Origin of the sequence: Streptococcus sp. 210928-DFI.4.42 (assembly GCF_020554365.1) — a bacterium.
Taxonomy (GTDB): domain Bacteria; phylum Bacillota; class Bacilli; order Lactobacillales; family Streptococcaceae; genus Streptococcus; species Streptococcus parasanguinis_S.
Genome location: NZ_JAJCHF010000074.1, coordinates 1 through 251, shown reverse-complemented (window position 1 = coordinate 251; position 251 = coordinate 1). Strand labels below are relative to the sequence as shown.

At 35.9% G+C, this 251-nt stretch carries 1 protein-coding gene; it reads left to right on the top strand.

Annotation, left to right across the window (positions count from 1 at the left end; all coding sequences use genetic code 11):
• The coding region (locus LIZ08_RS10355) for a tetratricopeptide repeat protein (protein ID WP_319637128.1) at positions 1–251 on the top strand (251 nt) is incomplete at both ends.

Genomic DNA, 251 nt, shown 5'->3' with positions numbered 1-251 from the left:
ATCTAAAGAAAGCTGTGAATAACTACGAACAAGGCTATTTGAGATTGAAATTAAACAATCTTGATGAAGCTCTTACATTCATGAATCTGTCACTGGAACAATCTTTAGAGACTGATGATGTGATTTCTCAGGCTTGTAGCTATAGAGGGTTAGGGGAAATTTATTTAGCCTTGGAAGATAAAGGATTAGCCAACACACATTTCAAACGAGCTATAGAACTTTTCGAAAGTGTTGGAGAGTTTGAAGGGATA